This is a genomic window from Ferrimonas balearica (genome assembly GCF_019802085.1).
In the GTDB taxonomy this organism is placed as follows: Bacteria; Pseudomonadota; Gammaproteobacteria; order Enterobacterales; family Shewanellaceae; genus Ferrimonas; species Ferrimonas balearica_B.
In genome coordinates this window covers 475,260-499,686 of the sequence record NZ_JAHVHV010000001.1, presented here as the reverse complement: position 1 = coordinate 499,686, position 24,427 = coordinate 475,260, and the positions used below count along the sequence as shown (strand labels likewise).

The window sequence follows — 24,427 nt, the reverse complement described above, 5'->3', positions numbered from 1 at the left end:
TTGCGTGATTGATTTAAGCACCGGAATTTCACATTTCACAACCCGCAAAATTGCAAATAAAACAAAGTGTGATCTGGGTAATATCAAATACCTCTTTGGTGGTATACCCAAAGAGGTATTTGGGCGGTGATCCGGATAACAAATGCCGTTCGATAAAGCTTTATCGACTGCAATTCAGACAATCGATGGCGATTTTGTTAGCGAGAGAGAGTGGATTGGTGGCGCGTCTCAGCAAGTCCCAAATGATAAAAGCTCTTATTCAAGCACCATAAAATGAATATTCCTTTCTACTTTTAATTCCGTTTTTGCCAAGTTGAACTTCGGATATAAATATATATCCTCCGTTCATAAATGGCTCACATCAAAAAATACAAGACAAGGTGAGAAAGGTTATTCCACTTTTTTAAAGCAAATATTGAAAGCCAAGTTAGTTAATTCCATATCGGCTATGGTCTTTTAGGGCATTGGCCTGTTAGGGCACTAATTGGGGCCCAAAACCCCCACCTCCCCCTCTGAGTCCAAGGACAAACCGATTGCCCATCAATCAACTACAGTTGAATTCCATCCCCCTGCCCAGGAGGCCCCATGCGCGCCTCGCTCCTGCTGCTTTTGTTTGTCCTTGTCGGTTGCCAGTCCGCCGACTCCACCCAGACCAGCGCCCCACCGGCCCAGCCCAGCGTCGACGACGCCGTACCCGTGCCCCAGCCCGGCACTCTGCCCGGCGAAGGGGATCGCTGCTTCACCAACGGCGACTGCCAGGGCGCGCTGGTGTGTCAGGGCCAGGGCTGCCCGGGCGACGGCAGCTACGGACAGTGCGTCAACCCCAACCGCCCCTGCACCATGGACTTTGCCACCTACTGCGGCTGTGACGGCAAGGAGTTCGGCGGCAGCGGCAGTTGCCCTAACGCCCGCTTTATCCGCAAAGGCCAATGCCTGGACACCGACCTGCAGACGCTTCCGTCCCAGTCTGAGCTGCAACACTGAGCCGGGCAGAACGCAAAAAACGCGCCCTTGGGCGCGTTTTTCGGTTTGGATGAGGGCCGCTTAGAAGTACTGGACCATCTGCTCCTGGCTGCGACGGGTCTTGGGGAACTGCGGCTCGTCGGCACGGTAGCCCAGGGCCACCATCACGGCGGGCTTATAGAGCTTGGCGTCCACCCCGAAGTGCTCCTCCAGCACGGCGACGGTCTTATCCATCTCGAACCCTTCGATGGGGCAGGAATCGATGCCCATCAGAGCCGCAACGCTCATCACGTTGCCCATGGCGATGTAGGCCTGCTTGGCGGACCAGTCGGTGATCTGGCGCTCGCCTTCGATGTGAAAGTCGTGCTCCTGGAACTTCTGGAACGCCTGGTTGATGAAGCCGATCACCTCCTCCGGCAGCTGCTTGACCTCTTTCATAAAGCGCTGCTGGTACTCGGAGTTGTGCTTCATGGTGGCGTCGGTGTGGGCCAGGAAAATCATAAAGTGGCTGGCGGTGCCCAACTGACCGTCAGTGCCGTTGAACGCGCCATTGGCCCCCCAGGCGAACTCGCGGAACAGCTCACGCTTCTCCGGAGACTGCACCACCAGGATCTGCCAGGGCTCGAAGCCGAAGGAGCTGGGGGACAGGCGCGCCGCTTCCAAGATGGTGTGGAACTGGTCGTCGCTGATCTTACGCTCGGGGTCGAACACCTTGGTCGCGTGACGGAACTCGAAGGCGTCGAGGATCTGGCTCTGGATCGCTTGGGTGTCGGTGGTCATGCTGCGCACTCCTGATTTGGGGAAGGTAACCGGTCGGACACCGCCCCCGGCGGTCACGACCCAACAACGGAGCGCATGTTAACAAGCGGGCCACCGGGCAAAACAGGGAGCCAGGCACCAATCACTATGGATCTTTTGTTCCATAATCTTGGCGGGGTCGGACCCCTTGCGCATTGTGTCCCCGGGGTTCGGGCGGTACTCTCAAGGCCCCCAAGCCAAGGAGTCTGCTAAGCAATGAACCGATTCTACCCCATCGGCACCCCGGGCCAGCCCTGGGACGACAGCCATAAGGCCCAGTGGCGCACCGCCACCGTCATCCAGCGCCACTACGCCGACGAGGTGGTGGCCAAGGTACAGGCCCTGGCCGAGCGCTTCGACATCGAGCAGTACGGCGCCCTCTCCTACGATGCCGACCGCTACCCCCTGTTTGCGGTGAAAAGCCGCCACTGGCAGGCGGAGCGTCCCAAGGTGCTGATCACCGGTGGGGTGCACGGTTACGAAACCAGCGGCGTCCAGGGGGCCCTGGCGTTTCTCGATGCCGTGGCTGAGCAGTACGCCGGCCAGGTGGACCTGCTGGTGCTGCCCTGCATCAGCCCCTGGGGGTACGAGACCATCAACCGCTGGAACCCCCTCTGCGTGGATCCCAACCGCTCCTTCCGTCCCGACAGCCCCTCCGAAGAGGCCGCAGCGGCGTTGGCCTACGTCCAGGCCCAGGGCGTGGCCTTCCTGGCCCACCTGGACCTGCACGAGACCACCGACAGCGACAAGAGCGAGTTCCGCCCGGCCCTGGCCGCCCGTGACGGCAAAGCCTTCGATGCCGCCAAGGAGGGGATCCCGGACGGCTTCTACACGGTGGACGACAGCGAACGGGCCCAGGATGCCTTCCAAAAGGCGATCATCGACGCGGTGCGCCAGGTGACCCACATCGCCCCGGCGGACGACCAGGGCCTGATCATCGGCGCCCCGGTGCAGCAGGAGGGGGTGATCCACTACCCCAAACGCTCGCTGTTCCTCTGTGGCGGCATGACCGACGCCCCCTACGTCACCACCACCGAGGTCTACCCGGACAGCCCCAAGGCCACGCCGGAGCAGTGCAACCGGGCCCAGATCGCCGCCATCACCGGCGCCCTGGACCACCTGCTGAACCGCTGAACACTCAGGGGGCCGTCGGCCCCCTGCTTACTCCTCCGGCCCTTCTCTCCCCCTGCCTGCGGCGCCAGATAAGGGCCGCCAGCAGCGCCAACCCCGCGTACCCCAGCGCCACACGCCACCATCCCGCCACCAGCGCCTCCAAGGCGAGCCCCCCATATCGCTCCACCCAGTTGAGCGGCGCATTGAGGGCCCCGTGAAGCAGCACCACCGGCCAGAGTGCCCCGTCGCAGCGCCGCCAAAGCAGCCCCAGCAGCACCGCCGAGGCCAGGATCAACACCACCAGTACCGCGCCATCGCGGCCCAGCAGCCACAGCTTGGGCCCGTGCCAGCACAGCCAGCACAGGGCCGTTGCCCCGATGGCCAGCGCCAGGGGATAGCGCCCCTGCAGGTAGCGCTGCAGCCAGTGACGCCAACCCAGCTCCTCCCACAGGGCCACGGTAGCCAGTTGCATCAGGTAGAGACTCAAAAGCGAAGGCCAGGCAGACCAGGGCAGAGCCCCACCAAAGCCCAGCGCCGTCGCCGCCGTGGTCAGGGGCAGGGCCAGCACCAGGGTGAGGGAGGCGTCCGGTCGCCAGCGCCAGTCGGGTGTAACCCGCCGCCCGTTCACCGGTGTCCACCAGGCGGCCAGGGCCGGGCCCAGGGTTACGGCCAGGGTTTGCAGGGTCTGGGGCAGGCCCAGGGATTGCCCCAGAAACCAGGCACTCCAGCTCAGGCCAAAGGTAAGCAACAGGAAACGGCCCAGGGGCCGGAGTGAATCACGCTGGGGCATGGGGGCGCCAAGTGAGGAAGGAATAGGACCAAGCTGGCGATAATTCAATCGCTTTTAAAGGGGTTACTGCACCGCCCGATGCTGGTTTAAGCGGGCCTGCACCGCCGCTTCGAAGTGTGCCCGCGCCCCTTCGAAGGGGGCGGCGCTCTGGGTAACGGTGTGGCCCAGGTTCAGGATAAAGAGCTCGTAAGCCAGCGCTTCACAGGGGGTGTCGGCTTTGAGGGCCCCCTGGCTGACGCCCTTGTGGATCAGACGAACCAGGTAATCCAGCAGCCGCTGCTGCTGGCCGATGGCGAAGCGGCGCACCGCCGAGTCAGGGCGATGCTGGTACTCCACCAGGGCCTTGACCAGGGGGCAGCTGATCTGCCCCTGCTCAAACACCCGCTCGGTCCAGTTCTGCCACAGGTCAAACAGGGCCGTCAGCTGCTCGAGGGGATCGGGGCGCCGGGCGGGCTTCAGGACATGCTCGAGAAACTGCGCCTCGCTGTACTCGAGGATGGCGATCTGCATGTCTTCCTTGTTCTTGAAGTGCGAAATCACCCCGGTGCGGGAGAGGCCGCACAGGGCCGATACGGTGCCGATGGTGACCTCGGACAACCCGTACTGGCCGCTGTACTTCATCCCCTGGTTGAGGATCTGCTGCCGGGTGCGCTCGCCTTTGTTCATGCCGCCACCAGTTCGCGAATGTGGTTGATGACCCCAGTGTCACCCAGGATCCGCCGATGGCCAAGTCCCTGGGTGACGATCATCCGCGCTTTGGCCTGCCGAGCGAAGCGCTCGGTGTGGGCGAAGGGGGCAAAGCGGTCCTCCCGGTCGTGGATGAACACCACGTTGTCGTGCAGCTTGGTCAGGTGACGCTCGGCGCGCAGCTCCTGCCAATCGATGCCGTAACCGGCGGTCACTCGCTCCAGCACCCGGATCAGGAAGCCCCGGGCGATCCCCAGCCGCTCCACCGCATCGAACATCAGCTCGAAGAACTGCACCGGGACGGCGATAAGGATCACCTGACGGCCGCTCAGCAGCTCGGCGGGCAGGTTGAGGGTAGCCACGCCCCCCATGGAGTGCCCCACCAGCAGCTCCACTTTGCCGCCGTCCGCCTCCAAGGTGGTAATGAGGGCGCTCATGGTTTCGATAAAGGCCGGCAGATGGGCGCGCTTGCCTTCCGAGCGGCCGTGACCGATGTGGTCGATGACCGCCACCCGGTACCCCTGGGCCACCAGGGCCGGCACCAGGTGCTGGAAGCTCTGGCCATTGTCCGCCCAACCGTGGCTCATCACCGCATAGCGCTGGCCCTGGCCCTGGCCAAAGAGGTTCACCCGAACCCGACCCAGCTGGCAGTGCAGCGCCAGGATGGCGTCCGGTTCCATGCCGTCGAAGTGGGTGTCCCGCTTGCCGTTGGGGCTGAGCAGGAATCGGGTGCCGATTTGGGCACTCAGGTTGGGCAGATGGCGGCTGAACCAACCGGTGGCGCCGCGCCCCATGGCAGTGAATCCGGCGGTCAGGCCGCCCTGGTTGAAGTAATTGAAGGTCATCGCTGTGCTCCTGCGTCAGGCTTCAGTACAACTGTACTATTCCAGATTAGTACAAGTGTACTTTTTGTCCAGCGGCGATCGGCCTGTTTTTGCCAACCCCCTAAAGGGCCGACAAAAATCGGGGCAAAATTTTTTGGAAAACTACTCGCTGGGGGTCAACAACTCGGCCCCACAGCGCTTGCAGTAGCGGGCGTCGGCGTCGTGGTCGTCGCAGTGGCAGGCGCTGCAGCTTTTCTCTCGGTTCCAGCGGGTGCGGGCCACCGAGATCTCGGCGGTGACGATGCCGGTGGGCACGGCAATGATGCCGTAGCCGGTCATCATCGCCAGGGAGGCGATCAGTTGGCCCAGGGGGGTTTGCGGCGAGATGTCGCCGTAGCCCACGGTGGTGATGGTGACGATGGCCCAGTAGATGCTGCGGGGGATGCTGGTAAAGCCGTTTTGCGGCCCCTCAATCACGTACATCAGGCTGCCGAAGATGATGATGACCACCAGCACCGAGAACATGAACACGGCGATCTTGCGCCGGGTGCGCACCAGGGCCTGGGTCAGTTGACTCGCCTCCCCCATGAACTTGGCCAGCTTCATCACCCGGAAGATCCTGAGCAGACGCAGGGCCCGGATGGTGAGCAGGTAGTGGGTGCCGGGGAACAGCAGGCTCAGGTAGGTGGGTAGGATGGAGAGCAGGTCCACCAGGCCGTAGAAGCTGAAGGCGTAGGCCCGGCGATGCTCGCTGACCCACAGCCGAACGGCGTACTCCAGGGTAAACAGCAGGGTGAAGCCCCACTCCAGCAGGTAGAACAGCCGGCCGTACTGCTGGTGCAGGGACTCGACGCTGTCCAGCATCGCCGCCAGCACGCTGGCGAGGATCACCAGGATCAGCGCCAGGTCAAAGCGGTGACCCGCCTGGGTGTCGGTGGCGAAGATCACCCGGCGCCAGCGGGTTTTGCGATCCGTCATGGCGGCCTCGTGCAGGTGGCCAGGGGTGACTAGAGTGTGAGCGGGAAACCGGCCGCTGGCCAGTGTCAGGCGTTGGCGAGGGCGCCGAGGAACGCCTGGGCCTTGGCCTTGGGGGTCTGGGAGAAGCGCTTGAGATCGGCAAAGCGCAGGCTGCGGACGCCGCTTTGCTGCTGCATCTCCGCCACCATGGTGCGCCACAGCGAGGCGGTCATCTCGGCGTCCGCCAGGGCCCGGTGGAACACGCCATCGTGGGCCAGCCCCTTGTAGTGCACCAGGGTGCCCAGCTTGTGGTTGGGGGCCTGTTGGTAGAAGCGGCGGGCCACCAGCAGCGAGCAGACGAAATCGCCGGCGTAGGGCCGCCCCAATGCTGCCAGCTCGGCGTCCAGGAAGCGACGGTCGAAGGCGGCGTTGTGGGCCACCAGGTTGTCGTCGCCGAGAAAGTCGGCGAAGTCGCTCATCACCCGGCCGCAGGGAGGCGCGTCCGCCAGCATGGCGTTGCTGATCCCGGTGAAGGACTCGATAAAGCCGCTGACGGCAAAGCCCGGATTCATCAGCCCCTGGAAGCGATCCACCACCTGGCCCTGGCGCAGCCGCACGGCCCCCACCTCGATGGCGCGGTCGCCCCGGTCCGGGGCCAGGCCGGTGGTTTCAAAATCCAGCACCACCAGATCCAGTGCCGGACGCTCCGCCAATACCGTCACTCGCCGCTCTCCAGGGCCTGGGCGCGATGCTCCTCCGAGGGCCAGGCGTTGACCACCGCCTTGACCAGGGTGGCCAGGGGGATGGCAAAGAACACGCCCCAGAAGCCCCACAGGCCGCCGAAGATCAGCACCGCGACGATGATGGCCACCGGGTGCAGGTTCACCGCCTCGGAGAACAGCAGGGGCACCAGCACGTTGCCGTCGATGGCCTGGATGATGCCGTAGGCGAGGATAAGGTAACCAAACTGCGGGGAGATCCCCCACTGGAAGAAGCCCACCAGGGCCACGGGGATGGTCACCACGGTGGCACCGATAAAGGGGATCAGCACCGACAGGCCCACCACCACCCCCAGCAGGGCGGCGTAGCGCAGGTCCATAAAGAAGAAGGTGAGGTAACTGACGGTACCGATGATCAGGATCTCGATCACCTTGCCGCGGATGTAGTTGCCGATCTGCACGTTCATCTCGCCCCACACCTGCTCCGCCAGGTCCCGGTTGTCCGGGATAAAGCGGCCCAGGCTGCCCACCAGCACGTCCTTGTCCTTGAGGAAGAAGAACATCAGCAGGGGCACCAGGATGGCGTACACCATCAGGGCCACCAGATCGACCAGGGAGGCCAGGGAGTGGGAGACCAGGCTCTGCCCGGTGCTCAGTAGCGAGGCGTTGAAGTTGGCCACCAGGCCCGCCAGCTGGGCTTCGTCGATCAGGGTTGGGTACTGCTCCGGCAGGGTCATCAACAGCTTCTGCCACTGGCTGACCATGGCCGGCAGTTCGGTGGCCAGGGCCACCCCCTGGCGCCACAGGGCGGGGAGGATCACAAAGGTGGCCACCAGCATGGCCCCGGCGAACAGCACCAGCACCAGCGAGGCGGAAACGCCCCGGGGCAACCCTCTTCGGGTCATCCAGGAAACAGGGGATTCCAGCAGATAGGCCAGCACCACGGCCACCAGCAGGGGCATGATCAGCTTGCCGTAGAAGTAGATCACCGCGAAGCCCACCAGCAGGATCACCGCCAGGGTCACGGCGTGGGGATCAGAAAACTTGTCTCGATACCAGTTGCGTACCAGGTTCCACATGGATGTTGTTGCTTCCTTTAAGATTGCGCCTCGACAAGCAGAGTCAGATAGGCCGCGCACTCCTGTCGCTCATAGGGGATCCCCACCTTGTCCAGCCAGCGGGGAACATCTCGCCGACTTCCGGGGTCTGACAGGAGGAACTGCAGGCTCTCCCCGCTTTGACGCTGTTTCAACGCCAGTTTGACTTTCACCATCGCCATGGGACAGCGCTCCTGGCGAAGATCAAGGATCTGTAAAGACACTTGCAATGGCCTGCTGGACTGCGTTTGCATTGGGGATAGGGTCATTTGGCGCCTATTATTGCCCGCCAGGGCCAAAACCACAAACGCCTAGCTCTACAGAATTTTTTAACGGTAAACTAGGTCACAAGGCAGGTTTAGAAAGATTGAAGTGAAGAAGATTACCCCCCGTTTTATCGCCCCCTTGCTGTTTGTGCTGGCAATGGGTGTGAGCATCGCCGTCGCCCGGGCCGCCAACGAACTGCCGGAGCTGGGCACCGTGGCCGCCGGCACCCTCACCATCGACCAGGAAAACCTCATCGGCGACGCCTACATGCGGGTGCTCAGAGGCCAGTTGCCGGTGGTGTACGACCCGGTGATGACCGAGTACCTCAATGACGTGGGGCACCGCATCGTGGCCCACGCCAGCAACGTCAAGACGCCGTTCACCTTCTTCCTGATCAACAACAAAGACATCAACGCGTTCGCCTTTTTCGGCGGCCACGTGGGCGTGCACAGCGCCCTGTTCCACTACGCCGACAGCGAGAGTGAGCTGGCCTCGGTACTGGCGCACGAAGTCGCCCACGTCACCCAGCGCCACCTGGCCCGCTCCATCGAGGCCCAGCAGAAAACCGGTCCCGCCACCCTGGCCGGGGTGCTGGGCTCCATCCTGCTGGCGATGGCGGCCCCGGAGGCGGGGATCGCCGCCTTGCAGACCACTCTGGCCATCAACGCCCAGGGCCAGATCAACTACACCCGCTCCAACGAACTGGAAGCGGACCGCATCGGCATGCAGACCATGGTGGCGGCGGGCTTCGACCCCTACGCCTCCCCCAGCTTCTTCGGCAAACTGGCGGCCCAGTACCGTTTCGCCAGCAAGCCGCCAGCGATGCTGATGACCCACCCCCTGCCGGAGTCGCGGATCGCCGACACCCGGGCGCGGGCCTCCCAGTACCCCCAGCGTAACGTCCCGGACAACCTGATGTTCCAGCTGGCCAAGGCCCGGGCCGAGGTGCGCTTCTCCGCCTACAGCGCCGATCACCTGCTGCATCAGTACCAGCGCCAGCTCTCCCGCAACACCTTCACGTTCAAGGAGGCGGCCCAGTACGGCCTGGCCCTGACCCACTTCCGCATGGAGAACTACGAGGACGCGGAGAAGCTGATCGCCGAACTGCGCCAATCCGACCGCAAGAACCTGTTCTACCTGGACACCCAGACCGACATCCTGCTGGCCACCAAGCGCGCCCCGGAAGCGATCGCCATGCTGGAACAGGCCCGCAAGAACCGCCCCAACAACGCGGTGATCGACCTCAACCTGGCCAACGCCTACCTCACCGCCAAGGAGCCCCAGAAGGCCCGTGCCCTGCTGGAGCGCCACCTGATCCTCTCCAAGGACAACATGGTGGTGTATGACCTGCTGGCCCAGACCTACAAGGCCCTGGAGATGGACGCCGAGCGCCACATGGTGCAGGCGGAGATCCTGGCCCTGCGGGCGGACTATCCCCGCGCCATCGACCAGTTGCAGCACGCCTACCGGCAGAGCCGGGAGAACCCCCTGCAGCTGGCCCGCATCGACGCCCGCATCAAGCAGCTGCGCGAAGCGGAACAGCAGATGCGCAACCTCTAAGACCCAACCCAAGAAGGAACTGACATGAGTGACACCACCGTCGTGATCTGGCACAACCCCCGCTGCTCCAAGAGCCGACAGACCCTGGCCCTGATTGAAGCGCGCGGCATCGAGCCGGAGGTGGTGAAGTACCTGGACACCCCGCCCAGCGACACCGAGATCCAGTCGGTGCTGGCCAAGCTGGCCCTGGCACCGCGTCAGCTGATGCGCACCAAGGAAGCGGAGTACAAGGAGCAGAACCTGGCCGGGGCCGACGATGCGGCCCTGCTGGCCGCCATGGTCGCCACCCCCAAGCTCATCGAGCGCCCGGTAGTGATCGTCGGTGAGCGTGCTGCCCTGGGCCGGCCGCCGGAAGCGGTGCTGGAGATCCTGCCGTGAGCGAGATGGCCACCACCACTGCCCGCTGGCTGAACCTGGCCCGGGTAGGCTACCTTATCAGTCTGATCCTGCTGCCTTTATGGAGCCTGGTGCTGGGCGCCGACAACGGCTACAGCCTGGGCTTCAAGGTGGCGCTGCTGATCCCCCTGCTGTTGCCCGCCGTAGGGCTGATCAAGGGCAAAGCCTACACCCACGCCTGGTCGGGCTTTATCGCCAGTTTGTACCTGCTGTGGGCCGCCACCAGCTGGTGGGTCAACCCCGATGAGCGCCTTATCGCCTCGGTGGTGCTGGCCAGCTTGCTGCTGTGGCTGTTTGCCAGTACCTACTACGCCCGCCACCGTGGTCGCGAGCTGGGGTTGGGGCTGAAGAAGAAATCATCCAAGACCTGAGCCACCCCGGCCAAGGTCAACACTGACAGGAGTCGAAGTATGACCAGATGGACGTTGGTAACCCTTTTGACCCTTGGCCTGGCCGCCTGTGGCGGCAGTGGCGGGGACAGTTCGAACCCGGATCCCGGACCCGGCCCGGGCCCCTCCCCGGAAGGCAGCCTCAGCCTCACCCGCTCCGATGATGGTCAGGCCGTGGGCCAGGCCATCGCCCTGCGGGCCCGGATCGAGGGCGCGGACAGCCGACTCTTTCGCTACCAGTGGGAGCAGCTGACCGGTCCGGCGGTCAACATCGCCAACCCCACCGGCCCCCTGGCGGCCTTCGAGATCCCCGCCAGCGGCAACTACCAGTTCCAGGTCACCGCCACCAATGCCGCCGGTGAGAGCGAAGCCGAAACGGTGAGCTTCACCGCCGCCGGCAGCAGCGACGGGGTCAACATCCTGCGGGATCACATGGTCACCGAGGGCAACCGGGTCAGCCTGCGGGTGCAGCCGCTCAACGCCAATGGCCTCTTGCCGGGGGACATTCGATGGGAGCAGGTGAGCGGCCCGGCGGTGAGCAACTGGGTGAACGAGGAGCCGGAGCTGCTGGCCTTCACCACCCCCATGGTGCAGGAGGACACCCTGTTGGTGTTCCGCGCCACCGGCACCACCACCACTGGCAGCGGCGAAGATCTGGCCTGGGTGCTGGTGACCAACGAGGTGACCCCGCCCAGCGATTCCCTGATGGGCCTGGTGGCCGAGGGGCTGCAGAAGCCCGGCTTTGCCCGGGTGCAGGCCTATCGCCAGGACAGCCCCTGGCGAGACGGTCTGGAGGGCTGCGTCTACAACCCGCTGATCGTCGACCCCTGCGCTATGAGCGCCCTGCCGTTGATTGGTGACGGCAGTGGCGATCCCACCATCGACGAGGTGCTGGACCGGGTGCTGGTCTCCCACCCCTGGATGGGCGAGCAGTTCGAAACCTTCCTGCGGGAGCGGGACGACAACGGCGATTTCCGTCGCCTGCTGAGCGCCGTCTCTGCGGTGGTGATCAGCTACGACGTGCGCCCCTCCTTCTACTGGGTGGTCACCGGCGCCATCTACCTGGACCCGGAAGATCTCTGGACCCAGCCCTGGCAGCGGGACACCATCAACGAGGCCCCGGACTACCGCTCCGGCTTCGGCTCCGAGCTGCAGTTTTTGATGCCCTGGCGCTACGTCAGGAACAACGACTACGCCAGCCTCTACTACCCCCGATGGACCCGCTTCGAGCGTCCCTGGTCGGAACTGGAGCCGGATCTGGCTTCGCTGCTCTACCATGAGCTGGCCCACGCCAACGACTTCTTCCCCCGCAGCACCCACGGCAGCCTGAACGCCCCCACCCTGTGGGAGGCCTACCTGGCCCGGGTGGACGAGGGGATCGTCTCCGACCAGCTCAACAACAGCTACCCGCTCAACAGCCAGGAGCTGTACGGCCTGGCCGGGGTCAACTTCCAGGGGGAGTCGGCCACGGACGCCGAGAAGGCCTACCTGCCCTCGGATGTGACCGGTTTCTTCGCGCCGGATTACGCCAGCGACTTTTACGCCTACTCCACCGAGCGGGAAGACTTGGCGATGCTGTTCGAGGAGGCGATGATGCAGCACCGCCTGGGGATCCACCGGGATGTGGCGGTCACCAACCTGCCGCCGGTGCTCACCGCCGATACCCTGATCGTCGACTGGGGTCAGCGCGGTCGCATCGGCGAGGGTGACCTGGCCAACCGCCTGTCGCTGGTGCTGAACGCCATCCTGCCGGAGGTGAACGACCTGATTGCCACCCTGGACACCCCGGTGCCGATGCGCCCCGGCGATTCCTGGGGCGGCAACCTGCAGCTGACCGCCCCGGCGGCGGCCCCCGCCCTGGCCCAGCCCGAGGCCCTGAGCCTGCCGGGCCCGGCCCTGGAAGGGCGTTGGCACCAGGGCAGCCGACATCGCTACAGCCCGCCGCTGCTGCACTGAGCACAACCAAACCGGGGCCCCGCCCCGGTTTTTTTCGCCTATACCTCAGTAGATTGCCTAAACGGAACCGGCCATGACGCCCCTGAGCACCAGCCTCTATACCCTGGCGGCCCTGATCGCCTTTGCCGGCAACTCGGTACTGTGCCGCCTGGCCCTGGCGGACGGCAGCATCGATGCGGCCAGCTTCACCATGGTGCGGCTGGTCAGCGGGGTGCTGACCCTCTGGCTGCTGCTGGTCGGACGCGCGCCTGTGGCCAACGCCCGGGGCTCCTGGTGGGGCGGCCTGACCCTGTTCGTCTACGCCATCGCCTTCTCCTACGCCTACCTGGCCCTGGAGACCGGCACCGGGGCGCTGATCCTGTTCGGTGCCGTGCAGATCACCATGATCCTGGCGGCCCTGCGTCAGGGTTCCCTGGGCCACTGGCAGTGGCTGGGCCTGGCGCTGGCCTTCGCGGGTCTGGTGGTGCTGCTGAGCCCGGGCCTGCACGCCCCGGCTCCGGGTGCGGCGGCCCTGATGGCCCTGGCGGGCATCGCCTGGGCCGGCTACACCCTGGCCGGACGGGGCAGCCCGGCGCCGCTGCAACAGACCGCCTGGCACTTCCTGCGCACCCTGCCCTTTGCGCTGCCCCTGGCCCTGCTGGCCTGGCCGGAGTCCTGGCCCAGTGGCCGCGGCCTGGCCCTGGCGGTGGCCTCCGGCGCCCTTACCTCGGCCCTGGGCTACGCCCTCTGGTACCGGGCCCTGACCGCGCTCTCCACCACCACCGCCGCAGTGGTCCAACTGGCCGCCCCGTTGTTGGCCGCCCTGGGTGGGGTGCTGCTGGCCGGGGAGTTGGTCACCGCTCGTCTGGTACTGGCCTCGGCGCTGGTGCTGGGGGGGATCGCCCTGGTGGTCAGCGCCAACGCCCGGCGCACCTAGTCAGCCCGCCATCGCTGGTCTAGGTTTTTGTTATGCCTCCCCAAAGAGTGTGCCCATGACGCAAACGCCCCCCGTCGAAGGTTTCGATCGTCACGTGGTGCAGGAGCCCTGCTTCAGCGCCGAGGAGATGGACCGCATCATCGCCGCCGCCAACGCCGATCTGATGGACGGCACCATCGCCGGCCGAGTGGGGGACAACAGCATCCGCCGCTCCAAGGTGCACTGGCTGGATCGTCAGACATTCGACTGGGCCTATCAGCGGCTGTGGCAGGTGGTGCAGCGGCTCAACCGCCAGCACTTCGATTTCGACATCGACCGCTTCGAGGGCCGGCTGCAGGTGGCCCGCTACCATGAGTCCGATGAGGGGTTCTACACCTGGCACATGGACAATGGCGCCAAGACCTCGGGACGCAAGATCAGCGTCTCGGTGCAGCTGTCGGATCCGGCCCAGTACGAAGGGGGCGGGCTGGAGTTTTTCTACACCAACAAAAACAAGCCGGCGCCTCGGGAGCGGGGCACCATCGTCGCCTTCCCCAGCTTCGTGATGCACCGAGTCACCCCCATCACCCGCGGGGTGCGCTACTCCATGGTGGCCTGGATCGTCGGCCCCCGCTGGCGCTAGAGCTGGCTCTCCGGGACAAACCAGCGCAGCACCGAGTTGGAAAAGCGGTCCCACCAGCTGGTGTCCGGCTCGGTGTCGTAGCGCACCAGCTCGTCCGCCTCCAGCGTCACCCAGCGCAGCTCATCCTCCTCCAGCTCCAGGCGGTAAGCCTTGATGAGGCCATTGGCTTCGACGTTGTCTGACAGCCGCTGGGCGTAGGTGGGGCTCTCAAACAACACGCCAATTTCGGTGTTGAGCAGCACCGAGCGGGCGTCCAGATTGAAGGAGCCGACGAACATAAAGCGCTGGTCGAAGGTGAGGGTCTTGGCGTGCAAGCTGCCCCGGGAAGCCCCCTGCCACACCCGGCTGCGGGGGCGATTGCCGTCGGCGTCCAGGTCCACCTTGTACTCATACAGCTCCACCCCGCTGGCCACCAGGGCCTGGCGCCGGCGGCTGTAGCCAGCGTGCACCACGGGCACGTCGTTGGCGGCCAGGGAGTTGGTGACGATGCGCACCCGGATCCCGCGACGGACCATGTCATCGAAGTAGGCCACCATGCGATCCCCGGGGACAAAGTAGGGGGAGATGATCAGCAGGTCGTTCTCGGAGGTGGCCATGGACTTGAGCAGCTCCGGCGCCAGATGGGTGTCGGTGGACAAGCTGAGCCCCCCCACCTTGCCGGGGTCGTCGTACACCACCCGGGCGACGCCCCAGGTCAGGTCCAGTTGCGTCAGGGCATCGGCCCGGGCCATCTCCGTCTGCTTCAAGGCGTCGGCGTAGCGGCTCTCCCGGGCCACCTCAAGCTCCGCATCGGAGAGGCGCCGAAAGGCCGCCTGCTGACCCTCGGTGATGGGCGGCCCCTCTCGAAACAGCGCCATTGGGTAGGCCCAAGGGCTGTTCCAATAGAGATCGAACTGGATGGAGACCTCCTCCACCGCCACCCCAACACAGAGCACGTCCAGATCGCCAAACACCACCTCATCGTCGGCATTGAAATACTCGTCACCGATGTTGCGCCCCCCGAGTACGGTAACGCTGTTGTCGGCGGTGATGGTCTTGTTGTGCATCCGTCGGTTGAGCCGGCCGAAGTCGGTGGCAAAGCCCACCAGGCGACTGCCGCGGTGGGGGAAGGGGTTGAACAGGCGGATCTCAATGTTGGGGTGGGCGTCCAGCAGGTGCAGCATGGTGTCCTTACCGGCGGTGTCCAGATCGTCCAGCAGCAGGCGTACCCGCACCCCCCGGTCCGCCGCCTGCAGCAGGCGGTTGTGCAGCAGCCGGCCGGTCATGTCGTCGTGCCAGATGTAGTACTGCAGGTCGAGACTCTTCTCGGCGGTTTCGATCATCGCCAGGCGTGCCACAAAGGCGTTGATCGGCTCCCCTAGCTCGTAGATCCCGGTCAGCCCGGGGCGGGACTCGGTCATGGAGGCCGTCAACCGCCCCAGCAGGGTGTCGTCCACATCCCGGATCATCCGGCTGTCCTGGCGCTGGGTGTTGTCCGGCAACCCGGCACAACCGACCAGCAGCAGGGCCATCCCCAGCAGCATCGCGCGCACAGGCCCCTCCCCCTTTTGCGATTGGCAGAGGTAAGTATTAGTCCCTCAAGGCTTTGCCCGACAGTCCTGGCCTATACTCTGGCGGTCAAAAACCTCGGAGGCCGAAATGAAGTGGGCAATGGTTGGCGTACTGGTACTGGCGATGGCGGGCTGCACCCAGGCCTCTGTGGTGGAGGTCGATGAGGCCCATAACGGCCGGGTGATCACCCTAAGCCCGGGGCAGTCGCTGGTGGTGGCCCTGGAGTCCAATCCCAGCACCGGTTTTGGCTGGTACCTGGCGGAGGAGATCGGGCCGGTACTGGCGATGGAGGGGGAGCCAGAATTTGTCTCCGCCAGCGGCGCCGAACTGGCTGGGGCGCCGGGTGAGGAGCGCTTGCACTTCGTGGCCGGGCGGCCGGGGACTGTCACCTTAAAGCTCACCTACGGCCGACCCTGGGAGACCACCCTCCCGGCGGCCAAGCATTACGCGTTGCAGGTGACCGTGGAGTAGCGGCTCAGAGGTGCAGAGTTTCCTTGACGAAGGGGATGGTCAGGCGGCGCTGGGCCACCATGGAGGCCTTGTCGAGCCGGTCGAGCACTTCGAACAGGGTCCGCAGATCCCGCGCCAGGCGGGTCAGCAGGAAGCGCCCCACCTCCTCTTCCAGCTCCAAACCACGCATCTTGGCCCGGCGCTGCAGGGCCGCCAGCTTGGCGTCGTCGGTGAGGGGGTGCAGCTGGTAGTGGATCCCCCAGTTGAGGCGGGAGACCAGATCCGGCAGCAGGAAGCCGGCCTGGTTGGCCGGGGCCCGGGCGGAGACCACCAGGCGGCAGCTGCCCTTCTCCAGCACCCGGTTGTAGAAGTTGAACAGCGCCTCCTCCCACAGGGGGTGACGGCTGACCGCGTCGATGTCATCCAGGCAAACCAGGGCGAGATCCTCCAGGCCATCGAGGATGGCGGGGGACATGGAGGCGTGGATCCCCAGTGGCAGGTAGAAGGCGGAGCGCTCCTGCTCGCCGGCGTGGACGCAGGCGGCGTGCAGCAGGTGGGTACGGCCAGACTTGGCGCTGCCCCACAGGTAGGTGACGGTTTCCCCGGCCCCGGAGGCGGCCTGTCTCAGTGAGTCGATCAGCTGCTGGTTGCCCGCCGGGTAATAACTCTGGAAGGTTTCGTCATCCGGCAGATGAACGGCCAGGGACAGCTGCATTGGGGCACGGGATGTCACGTGTGGAAGGAACTCCAGTCAAATCAACCGGGCCAGTGTACCACGACCCGGTCTGGGATCAGCGATCCTGCCAGAGGTAGCGGGGTTGATCGCCGAGATCTTGCGCAAAGCCCGGCTCCACCTCCACCAGGGTCACCCGGGGCTCCAGGGACAGCAGCTGCTCCACTTCGCGGATCCCACCGATGAGCTCCAGATCGAAGGTGATCTCCCGGCCCATCACGCTGTGAATGGTCAGATCCCGCACCGGAGTCAGGCTGCGCAGGTAGCGCTCCAGGGCCACCAGTTGCTCAATGCCCCCGGCCAGCTCAAACACCAGCTGACTCTGGCTGTCCTGATCCCCGGCCACCGCAGCGTAGCGCTGGGCGTAGTACTGGGCCAGATCCGCCAGCATCGCCGACACCGCGGCGTCCTGACTCTCGGCCACCCCGTCCCGGCGCACCAGGGCGCGGCGAATGCCGAACTCGGACTCCCCCTGGGGGTTAAACAGGCTCATCTGGTAGCGCCACTGGTTGCCATCGGGGCTGACCCGGCCGCTTAAAAAGAAATCGGGGCTGTAGCGCTCGGACGCCTGGGCGATGGGGCCGACGAAGTTGCCCCAGACGTCGTTGAGGCTCACCACCATGGTGTCCTCCAGGTCCATCAGGGGCAGCATCAGCGGCAGGCCGCGGCGCTGGGCGTCCGCCGTGAGCGGCTCGACCGCCTCGGTGCCATCGCTCAGCATCAGACGCTCCCCCTCCTGCTCGGTGGCCAGCCAGATCAGGGTCTGGGGCCGCTGGGCCCCCCAGATGGGCAGGCGGGCCTGCTGCAACTGGGCGTCGATGCGGTTTTGATCGAACAGCACCTCCAGCTTGAGCGGCGGCCCGCTCTGGTAGCCGTAGCTGAGCAGCAGGTTGTTGGCCTGACGGGTGAGGGACTGGGCCTCAGGACGCTCGAGGATGGCGGCATCACCGGTCACCCGCACCAGCACCTGGGCCAGGGCATCCCGGGTCGCACTCTGGCGATCCCCGTTGCTGCGGGAGGCCACCTCCACCTCACCGCGATAGAGGTTATCTACCTGGGCGGCCATCGCCGTCAGGGGCAGCCAGAGGGCCAGCATCAGAATCGTTCGCACGGTTGGTCTTCTCATATCGGATCCTCGGGCAAGTCTATCATAGGCAAAGGTTAACTTGCTGCCCCGGCGCCCGGCGCTGCCCTCTCGGGCACAAAAAAGGGGAAGCCCCGTCGGCTTCCCCTTTGTGCTGGTCTGTCATGCCCTTAGCGGGACTTGGGCAGCACCAGGTTCAGCAGGATGGCGGTGATGGCGCACAGGGCGATCCCTTCGAGCACAAAATCGCCGAAGGGGAAGGCCATGCCGCCGATGCCGAACACCAGGGTGACCGCCACGATCACCAGGTTGCGGGAGTCGGTCATGTCCACCTGGTGCTTGACCAGGGTGTTCATCCCCACCGCGGCGATGGAGCCGAACAGCAGGATCATGATGCCGCCCATCACCACCGTGGGTACCGTCATCAGCAGGGCACCGAACTTGCCGATCATCGCCAGGGAGATGGCGAACAGCGCGCCCCAGGTCATCACCTTGGGATCGTAGTTCTTGGTCAGCATCACCGCGCCGGTCACCTCGGAGTAGGTGGTGTTCGGCGGGCCACCGAAGGCCGCGGCGGCACTGGTGGCCAGGCCGTCGCCCATCAGGGTGCGGTGCAGGCCCGGCTTCTTGACGTAGTTTTTGCCGGTGACGTTGGAGATCGCCACCATGTCACCGATGTGCTCCACCGCCGGAGCGATGGCCACCGGCAGCAGGAAGAGGATCGCCTGCCAGTTGAAGCTGGGGGCAGTGAAGTCCGGCAGGGCGAACCAGGCGGCGTTGACCACCGGGTTGAAATCGACGATGCCGAACGCGAGCGACAGGCTGTAGCCCACCACGATGGCACAGAGGATCGGCAGCAGGCGCAGCATGCCGCGACCGCAGATCGCCACCAGCAGCGCGGTGAGCAGGGTCGGCAGAGCGATGGTCAGGGCGGTGGCGGTAGGCACCACCTGGGTGTCCCCCTGGTAACCCAGGGCCATGGAGACCGCCACCGGCGCCAGGGAGAGACCAATCACCATGATCACCGGGCCCACCACCACCGGCGGCAGCACGCGGTTGATCGCCTCGACACCCCCGACCCGGGCCACCTGAGAGAGCAGCATGTAGACCATGCCTGCCACCATCAGGCCACCCATGGTGTCGGCGATGCCCCACTCGGCCACGCCGTAGGAGATGGGAGCGATAAAGGCGAAGGAGGAGGCCAGGAACACCGGCACCTGGCCCTTGGTGACGAATTGGAAGATCAGGGTGCCGATCCCGGCGGTAAAGAGGGCGACGCTGACGTTCAGTCCGGTCAGCAGGGGCACCAGCACCAGGGCCCCGAACGCCACAAACAGCATCTGGCTGCCTGCCAGGGCCTGACGCCAGGTGGCGGTCGGCACGCTGTCCCCCACGTCGGAGGAGGCAGAAGAGTTCGCTTGCATGGGTTTCTCCGTGTTGTTATTGGCAAAAAAAGGGCGCCGTTCCCGGCGCCGCTGTCTGGAATTACTTGGTTCCGAAGATCTTGTCTCCGGCATCGCCGAGGCCCGGCAGGATGTAGCCCTTGTCGTTGAGGCGATCGTCCACCGAGGCGGCGAACAGTTCAATGTCCGGGTGGGCGGCTTCCAGGGCCTTGATCCCCTCCGGCGCCGCCACCAGCACCAGCACCTTGATGTGGGTGCAGCCGCGCTTCTTCAGCAGGTCCAGGGTGGCGATCATGGAACCCCCGGTGGCCAGCATGGGATCCACCACCAGGGCGATGCGCTCCTCGATGTTGGACACCAGCTTCTCAAAGTAGGGCACCGGCTCCAGGGTCTCTTCGTCTCGGTAGATCCCCACCACGGAAACCTTGGCGGAGGGGATGTGCTCCAGCACCCCGTCCATCATGCCCAGGCCCGCCCGCAGGATCGGCACCACGGTAACCTTCTTGCCCTTGATCTTGTTGACCTGGATGGGGCCGTTCCAGCCATCGATGGTCACGCTCTCGGTTTCGAAGTCGGCGGTGGCCTCGTAGGTCAGCAGCGCGGCGACTTCCTTGGCCAGCTCGCGGAACCGCTTGGTGCTGATCTCGGCTTCGCGCATCAGGCCGAGCTTGTGTTGAATGAGGGGGTGCTTGACTTCGGTGACCTTCATCGTCATCTCCAGGTTTCGCCAGACAAATTAGCGGAATTTTAGCGTGTTTCCTTCCGCCTGCGGAAGATCCTCGGTCGAGTTCGGGGCCGGGAATGTGATCTGGCGCAGGTGCCCGGGGCCCCGCCGGGCAACCGCCCTACGGGCTTGGGGATCCCTCGCGCAACTGGTAGAATGCGCGCCAAAATAAGAACCCCCTACTCCAAAACCAAGAACATCCACAACGAGGCCACCTCTGTGACTACCGAAAATCAACTGAGCTACAAAGACGCCGGCGTCGACATCGATGCCGGCAATGCCCTGGTAGACAACATCAAATCCGCGGTTAAGCGCACCCGTCGTCCGGAAGTGATGGGCGGCCTCGGTGGCTTTGGCGCCCTGTGCCGTCTGCCCGAGGGCTACAAGAAACCGCTGCTGGTCTCCGGCACCGACGGCGTGGGCACCAAGCTGCGCCTGGCCATCGACCACAACCGCCACGACACCGTGGGCATCGATCTGGTGGCCATGTGCGTCAACGACCTCATTGTGCAGGGCGCCGAGCCGCTGTTCTTCCTGGATTACTACGCCACCGGCAAGCTGGACGTGGACGTGGCCACCTCCGTGGTCACCGGCATCGCCGACGGCTGTGAGCTGGCCGGTTGTGCCCTGATCGGCGGCGAGACCGCCGAGATGCCCGGCATGTACGAAGGCGCCGACTACGACATGGCCGGCTTCTGCGTCGGCGTGGTGGAAGAGGACGAGGTGCTGGACGGCACCAAGGTCGCCGCCGGCGACAGCCTGATCGCCCTGGCCTCCTCCGGCCCCCACTCCAACGGCTACAGCCTGATCCGCAAGGTGCTGGAGCGGGTTGAGAACCCCGCCGAAGTAACCCTGGGCGACCAGCCCCTGGTGGACGCCCTGATGGCGCCGACCAAGATCTACGTCAAATCCGTGCTCAAGCTGCTCAAGGCCCACGACGTACACGCCATCTCCCACATCACCGGTGGCGGTTTCTGGGAGAACATCCCCCGCGTACTGCCCGACAACGCCAAGGCAGTGGTGGACGGCAACAGTTGGGAGTGGCCGGCGGTGTTCCACTGGCTCAAAGAGACCGGCAACATCGCCGAGCACGAGATGTACCGCACCTTCAACTGTGGCGTGGGCCTGGTGATCGCCCTGCCCGCCGACCAGGCGGACGCCGCCGTGGCCCTGCTCAACGCCGAAGGCGAGCAAGCCTGGGTGATCGGCCAGATTGCCGACCGCCAGGGCGACGAAGGCCAGGTGGAAATCAACTAAGGAACCGAGATGAACAAGATCCGCATCGCCGTGCTGATTTCCGGCAACGGCAGTAACCTTCAGGCCATCCTCGACGCCTGCCAGAGTGACGAGATCCAGGGCGACGTGGTCGCGGTGATCTCCAACAAGGCCGACGTCTACGGCCTGACCCGCGCCAGCGAGGCCGGCGTGCCCGGCCTGGTGGTGGCCGCCGAGAAGGGCGAAGCCCGGGAAGCCTACGACGCCCGTCTGGAGGCCGAACTGGCCAAGCTGGACGCGGATCTGGTGGTGCTGGCTGGCTTTATGCGGATCCTCTCCGAGGGGTTTGTGAACCGCTACGCGGGCAAGATGTTCAACATCCACCCCTCCCTGCTGCCCAAGTACACCGGCCTGAACACCCACCAGCGGGCGCTGGACGCCGGCGACGAGGAGCACGGCTGTTCGGTGCACTTCGTCACCCCGGAGCTGGACGGCGGCCCCGTTGTGCTGCAGGCCAAGGTGCCGGTGTTCGAGGACGACGACGCCGAGGAGCTGGCCGAGCGGGTGCACACTCAGGAGCACCGCATCTACCCCCTGGTGGTGAAGTGGTTTGCCCAGGGCCGCCTGGCCATGGCCGACGGCAAGGCGCTGATGGACGGTGAGCCTCTGCCGCTGGCCGGCTACGCCTCCGACGACTGAGTCACACCCGCTTAAAAAAGGGCGCCTTGCGGCGCCCTTTTTTGTGTTTGCTCACTCCATGGTGTTCAGATTGCCCATGAGTTGGTCGCTTGTGTTAGCCGACGGGCCTGCGCGCCCACGTACGGGGTGCCCGATAGCGGACCATCGGGTTATGATGGTGGCTTGACGCTGCACCCAGCCGCGGCCATTGGAGAGAAAGAGAGTGAGTTTGATTGCCCACAAGGAGCAACGCCAGGAGCCGCGTTACGACTGCCACTTCACCGCCCAGGTGACACACCAGGGGGAGCCGGTGCCCGCCAGCCTGGTGAACCTGTCCCAGTCCGGGCTGCGCCTGGCCTGCCCCCAATCCCTGTACGAATCCCTGGCCCCCGACATCCAGTTTCCCGACCGCCGGGCCAAGCTGCGTCTGGACGTGGAGTTCCAGCTGGCCGAGGGCGAGGCCCCGGTGCGGGTGCACTGCTCCGTAGCCTACTACCGCCGCCAGGCGCAAAACTGCTACCTGCTGGGCTGCCATGTGGTGCGCTACCTGGACAACAGTGACGGGCGGATCCGCGACACCGTGACCCGCCTGGCCCGAGGCGGCTAACCCTCCGCCAATCGGCGGGCGATCACCCCGGGGATCCCCGGGTGTGCCGTCGCCTGCCACAGCCGAATCAGGCTGTAGATCACCTTGATGTCGTGGCTGTCGGTCAGCCCAAGCGTCTGAACCTGCCAATGACGCCAGTCCGGCGCCACCACCGCCAGGGGCTCCTCTGGCACCACCGCACCGGGCGCCACCGCCAGCGCCGCCACGTAGGCCTGCCAATAGTGGGCTAAGGCCCGCTCCGGCTCATCGATCAGCGGCATCAAGCCGACCAGCGCCTGCAACCCGGTCACCCCGTGCAGCAGGGTAAAATCGCCACTGGCATCAAACCAACTGAGCACCCGGGGCAGGATGGTCTCCAGCGTCAGTTCGGCCGGCACCCCGGTCAGCGCCGCCCCCTGTGGGTGCGCCACCAGGGTCTCGATGCGCGTCGAGATTAGACCCGCTTCGTGCAATCCCAACCGTTGGCCCAGTACCCGGGCCGAGTGCAGTTGCCCATCCAGATCGGCCTCCGGGTACGGCTGCGGCGTCGGTAGCGGAGTATGTCGGGTCGCCCAGTAGGCCAGGGCGTGGGCCACCTCCGCCGAGCTGTTGGCACACAGGGCGAAGTGCAGACGAATCAGGCAGTGGAAGGCGGCGCTGGAGAGCCCCGCCAGCCAATCGTTCAAGTGACGGCGCACCACCGCCTCCGTACCCTGCTCGGCGATCACCTGGGTAAAGCGGGCCACCTGGGCCCCGTATTCGTCGTGCCCCGCTCCGCGGCCTTCCTCCTTCGCCACCAGGTGACGGCAACCCCGTTGGTACGCGGCATTCAGAGTGGACTCAGGGGCCCCCAGCATACTCAAGGCCCCCAACACCATGGGCAGGTGATTGGTCAGGCCCCGGCCGTACTCCGGCTCGAAGCGGTGACTGGCCTCTATCCAGTGAGTGGCCGTGGCGGCGTTGTCCTTGAGCATCACAGAGGTCCTGTTGGGCGTTCATAGACTTATCTTTGGCTGTCCCAGTCTGTTTGTAAAGTCTTTAGTTTACATTTTGTCACTCAAGGGGGAGGATACGGCGTCACACGGATTGCGCAATGAGGGTGCATACTGTAGCGGTTGCCTGTGGGTGTCAGTAGGTTATGGTGAAAGCCATCCCAGGCCTTTTGAAGTGGTTACAAGGAGCGCGAATGAAGAGTGTGATCTGCGATATCGACGGTGTGCTGCTGCACGACAACAAGCTGATCCCCGGCTCGGACAAGTTTATCCAGCGTCTGCGGGAGCAGGGCAATCCCCTGGTGCTGCTGACCAACTACCCCGCCCAGACCGCCAAGGATCTGGTCAACCGCTTGGGGGCCGCCGGCATCGAGCTGACCGAAGATCAGGTCTACACCTCCGCCATGGCCACCGCGGATTTCCTGCGCCACCAGCAGGGCAAGAAAGCCTACGTCATCGGTGAGGGCGCCCTGACCCACGAGCTCTACAAGCAGGGGTTCACCATCACCGACATCAACCCGGATTTTGTCATCGTCGGGGAGACCCGCAGCTACAACTGGGACATGGTGCACCGGGCGGCCCGTTTCGTGGCCGAGGGCGCACGCTTTATCGCCACCAACCCGGACACCCACGGCCCCAACCACAGCCCCGCCTGCGGTGCCCTCTGTGCCCCCATTGAGCGGATCACCGGCAAGAAACCCTTCTACGTGGGCAAGCCCAGCGCCTGGATCATCCGCTCGGCCCTGAATCACCTTGGGGCACACGCCACCAACACCGTCATCGTCGGCGATAACCTCAACACCGACATCCTGGCGGGGTTCCAGGCCGGCCTGGAGACGGTGATGGTGCTCTCCGGCGTCTCCCGCATGGAGGATCTGGACAGGTACCCCTTCCGTCCCAACCACATCTTCCCCTGTGTGGCGGAGATCGACGTGGTCTGAGCCCAGTCCTGCCATC

General features: G+C 65.0%; 27 protein-coding genes. 13 read left to right on the top strand and 14 right to left on the bottom strand.

The genetic code is table 11. The features are described from left to right. Positions 1-585: 585 nt before the first annotated feature. Entirely contained in the window at positions 586-984 is a 399-nt protein-coding gene (locus KUV81_RS02330; protein WP_222542231.1) for a hypothetical protein, read from the top strand. A gap of 60 nt (positions 985-1,044) precedes the next feature. On the opposite strand, the gene KUV81_RS02325 is transcribed toward KUV81_RS02330, so the two are convergent. Continuing rightward, the gene (locus KUV81_RS02325) at positions 1,045-1,743 is read right to left on the bottom strand and encodes an NAD(P)H-dependent oxidoreductase (RefSeq protein WP_222542230.1); all 699 of its coding nucleotides are present in this window, start codon (positions 1,741-1,743) and stop codon (positions 1,045-1,047) included. Between the two features lie 234 nt (positions 1,744-1,977). Here KUV81_RS02325 and KUV81_RS02320 point away from each other — a divergent pair, with 234 nt between their 5' ends. Then, entirely contained in the window at positions 1,978-2,895 is a 918-nt protein-coding gene (locus KUV81_RS02320; protein WP_222542229.1) for a M14 family metallocarboxypeptidase, read from the top strand. Between the two features lie 4 nt (positions 2,896-2,899). Here KUV81_RS02320 and KUV81_RS02315 read toward each other — a convergent pair whose 3' ends face one another. From KUV81_RS02315 to KUV81_RS02285, 7 genes are all read right to left on the bottom strand, one after another. After that, on the bottom strand, positions 2,900-3,664 hold the full coding sequence (locus tag KUV81_RS02315) for a CPBP family intramembrane glutamic endopeptidase (protein ID WP_222542228.1): 765 nt from the start codon (positions 3,662-3,664) through the stop codon (positions 2,900-2,902). Between the two features lie 63 nt (positions 3,665-3,727). Next, positions 3,728-4,330 (bottom strand): TetR/AcrR family transcriptional regulator, encoded by a 603-nt coding sequence (locus KUV81_RS02310; protein WP_222542227.1) that lies wholly within the window; start codon positions 4,328-4,330, stop codon positions 3,728-3,730. Then, positions 4,327-5,196 carry an alpha/beta hydrolase gene (locus KUV81_RS02305; protein ID WP_222542226.1) on the bottom strand — a complete coding sequence of 290 codons (870 nt, stop codon included), beginning with the start codon at positions 5,194-5,196 and terminating at the stop codon, positions 4,327-4,329. The genes KUV81_RS02310 and KUV81_RS02305 overlap by 4 nt, the downstream gene beginning before the upstream one ends. A 141-nt stretch (positions 5,197-5,337) precedes the next feature. After that, complete coding sequence (locus KUV81_RS02300) at positions 5,338-6,153, bottom strand: ion transporter (protein ID WP_222542225.1); 816 nt, start codon at positions 6,151-6,153, stop codon at positions 5,338-5,340. 65 nt (positions 6,154-6,218) lie between these two features. Beyond that, positions 6,219-6,845 carry a PolC-type DNA polymerase III gene (locus KUV81_RS02295; RefSeq protein WP_222543330.1) on the bottom strand — a complete coding sequence of 209 codons (627 nt, stop codon included), beginning with the start codon at positions 6,843-6,845 and terminating at the stop codon, positions 6,219-6,221. Positions 6,846-6,850: 5 nt separating this feature from the next. After that, positions 6,851-7,930, bottom strand: a complete 1,080-nt coding sequence (locus tag KUV81_RS02290; protein WP_222542224.1) for an AI-2E family transporter — start codon at positions 7,928-7,930, stop codon at positions 6,851-6,853. 17 nt (positions 7,931-7,947) lie between these two features. Continuing rightward, positions 7,948-8,202, bottom strand: coding sequence for a sulfurtransferase TusA family protein (locus KUV81_RS02285; RefSeq protein ID WP_222542223.1), 255 nt, complete (start codon positions 8,200-8,202; stop codon positions 7,948-7,950). 118 nt (positions 8,203-8,320) lie between these two features. Here KUV81_RS02285 and KUV81_RS02280 point away from each other — a divergent pair, with 118 nt between their 5' ends. The 6 genes from KUV81_RS02280 to KUV81_RS02255 all read left to right on the top strand — a co-directional run bounded on the left by KUV81_RS02280 (position 8,321) and on the right by KUV81_RS02255 (position 14,054). Continuing rightward, a complete protein-coding gene (locus tag KUV81_RS02280; protein ID WP_222542222.1) occupies positions 8,321-9,775 on the top strand; it encodes a M48 family metalloprotease in 1,455 nt (484 codons plus the stop codon). 24 nt (positions 9,776-9,799) lie between these two features. Further along, on the top strand, positions 9,800-10,153 hold the full coding sequence (gene arsC, locus KUV81_RS02275) for an arsenate reductase (glutaredoxin) (protein WP_222542221.1): 354 nt from the start codon (positions 9,800-9,802) through the stop codon (positions 10,151-10,153). Between the two features lie 5 nt (positions 10,154-10,158). Beyond that, positions 10,159-10,542 (top strand): DUF2069 domain-containing protein, encoded by a 384-nt coding sequence (locus KUV81_RS02270; RefSeq protein WP_222543329.1) that lies wholly within the window; start codon positions 10,159-10,161, stop codon positions 10,540-10,542. A 39-nt stretch (positions 10,543-10,581) separates the two neighbouring features. Continuing rightward, positions 10,582-12,516: a PKD domain-containing protein gene (locus tag KUV81_RS02265; protein ID WP_222542220.1), complete on the top strand. Its 1,935-nt coding sequence runs from the start codon at positions 10,582-10,584 to the stop codon at positions 12,514-12,516. A gap of 73 nt (positions 12,517-12,589) precedes the next feature. Then, on the top strand, positions 12,590-13,432 hold the full coding sequence (locus KUV81_RS02260; protein ID WP_222542219.1) for a DMT family transporter: 843 nt from the start codon (positions 12,590-12,592) through the stop codon (positions 13,430-13,432). Between the two features lie 55 nt (positions 13,433-13,487). Further along, on the top strand, positions 13,488-14,054 hold the full coding sequence (locus KUV81_RS02255) for a 2OG-Fe(II) oxygenase (RefSeq protein ID WP_222542218.1): 567 nt from the start codon (positions 13,488-13,490) through the stop codon (positions 14,052-14,054). Here KUV81_RS02255 and KUV81_RS02250 read toward each other — a convergent pair. Then, entirely contained in the window at positions 14,051-15,577 is a 1,527-nt protein-coding gene (locus tag KUV81_RS02250) for a phospholipase D family protein (protein WP_261389258.1), read from the bottom strand. The two genes, KUV81_RS02255 and KUV81_RS02250, sit on opposite strands and share 4 nt — an antisense overlap. Positions 15,578-15,692: 115 nt before the next feature. Between KUV81_RS02250 and KUV81_RS02245 the strand changes: the two genes are divergently transcribed. Further along, a complete protein-coding gene (locus tag KUV81_RS02245; RefSeq protein WP_222542216.1) occupies positions 15,693-16,076 on the top strand; it encodes a protease inhibitor I42 family protein in 384 nt (127 codons plus the stop codon). Positions 16,077-16,080: 4 nt separating this feature from the next. On the opposite strand, the gene hda is transcribed toward KUV81_RS02245, so the two are convergent. From hda to upp, 4 genes are all read right to left on the bottom strand, one after another. Then, positions 16,081-16,788, bottom strand: coding sequence for a DnaA inactivator Hda (gene hda / locus KUV81_RS02240; RefSeq protein ID WP_222542215.1), 708 nt, complete (start codon positions 16,786-16,788; stop codon positions 16,081-16,083). Between the two features lie 58 nt (positions 16,789-16,846). Then, positions 16,847-17,914 (bottom strand): DUF2066 domain-containing protein, encoded by a 1,068-nt coding sequence (locus KUV81_RS02235; RefSeq protein ID WP_222542214.1) that lies wholly within the window; start codon positions 17,912-17,914, stop codon positions 16,847-16,849. A 128-nt stretch (positions 17,915-18,042) separates the two neighbouring features. Then, a complete protein-coding gene (locus KUV81_RS02230) occupies positions 18,043-19,296 on the bottom strand; it encodes a uracil-xanthine permease family protein (protein ID WP_222542213.1) in 1,254 nt (417 codons plus the stop codon). A gap of 61 nt (positions 19,297-19,357) precedes the next feature. Further along, positions 19,358-19,984 (bottom strand): uracil phosphoribosyltransferase, encoded by a 627-nt coding sequence (gene upp, locus KUV81_RS02225; protein ID WP_222542212.1) that lies wholly within the window; start codon positions 19,982-19,984, stop codon positions 19,358-19,360. Positions 19,985-20,218: 234 nt separating this feature from the next. Between upp and purM the strand changes: the two genes are divergently transcribed. The 3 genes from purM to KUV81_RS02210 all read left to right on the top strand — a co-directional run bounded on the left by purM (position 20,219) and on the right by KUV81_RS02210 (position 22,499). Next, positions 20,219-21,256, top strand: coding sequence for a phosphoribosylformylglycinamidine cyclo-ligase (gene purM, locus KUV81_RS02220; protein ID WP_222542211.1), 1,038 nt, complete (start codon positions 20,219-20,221; stop codon positions 21,254-21,256). Positions 21,257-21,265: 9 nt separating this feature from the next. Further along, a complete protein-coding gene (gene purN, locus KUV81_RS02215; RefSeq protein WP_222542210.1) occupies positions 21,266-21,913 on the top strand; it encodes a phosphoribosylglycinamide formyltransferase in 648 nt (215 codons plus the stop codon). A gap of 202 nt (positions 21,914-22,115) precedes the next feature. Next, positions 22,116-22,499, top strand: coding sequence for a PilZ domain-containing protein (locus tag KUV81_RS02210; protein WP_222542209.1), 384 nt, complete (start codon positions 22,116-22,118; stop codon positions 22,497-22,499). On the opposite strand, the gene KUV81_RS02205 is transcribed toward KUV81_RS02210, so the two are convergent. After that, on the bottom strand, positions 22,496-23,452 hold the full coding sequence (locus tag KUV81_RS02205; RefSeq protein WP_222542208.1) for a questin oxidase family protein: 957 nt from the start codon (positions 23,450-23,452) through the stop codon (positions 22,496-22,498). The genes KUV81_RS02210 and KUV81_RS02205 overlap by 4 nt on opposite strands. Before the next feature lie 212 nt (positions 23,453-23,664). Between KUV81_RS02205 and KUV81_RS02200 the strand changes: the two genes are divergently transcribed. Then, positions 23,665-24,411 (top strand): HAD-IIA family hydrolase, encoded by a 747-nt coding sequence (locus KUV81_RS02200; RefSeq protein WP_222542207.1) that lies wholly within the window; start codon positions 23,665-23,667, stop codon positions 24,409-24,411. Positions 24,412-24,427 lie beyond the last annotated feature (16 nt).